Origin of the sequence: Bacillus sp. BHET2 (genome assembly GCF_005938125.1) — a bacterium.
Taxonomy (GTDB): domain Bacteria; phylum Bacillota; class Bacilli; order Bacillales; family Bacillaceae_B; genus Rossellomorea.
The window spans coordinates 1-455 of sequence record NZ_VCQN01000034.1 but is presented as its reverse complement, the minus strand read 5'-3'; the positions used below and the strand labels follow the sequence as shown (position 1 = coordinate 455).

The 455-nt window shown below is 65.5% G+C and carries 1 protein-coding gene; it reads right to left on the bottom strand.

What is annotated here, in order from left to right; translation table 11 throughout:
• Nucleotides 1-217: 217 nt before the first annotated feature.
• Nucleotides 218-455, bottom strand: a 238-nt coding sequence (locus tag FGG79_RS21390) for an oxidoreductase (RefSeq protein WP_481747297.1), incomplete at its 5' end; no start/stop codon positions are given.

Sequence of the window (455 nt, the reverse complement as noted above, 5' to 3'; positions counted from 1 at the left end):
AGCTGAAGCTGGGCTATGACAAGGCCGGCATCAACATCCCGTATCCGCAGCAGGACATGCACCTGTACCTGCATGGAAAGGATGGCGGGGTGATAGAGGCTGACGCGCTGGTGCGCGACAAGCCCTGATCCATGCCGGTAGTGCCGACCAACGGTCGGCACCCACCCATCGGCGATACGACATCGGAATGCCGGCCGCTGGCCGGCAGCGTCCAGGATCAGGCCGCGACGCTCTCTTCCAGCGTCGGATAATCGGTGAAGCTCGCCGCGCCACCGCCAAAGAATGTCGCACGATCCGGCGGATTCAGCGCCGCACCGGTACGCAGTCGCTCCGGCAGGTCCGGGTTGGCGATGAACGGCCGGCCGAAGCCGATCAGGTCAGCCCAGCCTTCAGCCAGTGCCTGCTCGGCGCGTTCGGCGGTGTACTTGCCGGCGTAGATCAGCGTACCCGGGTAG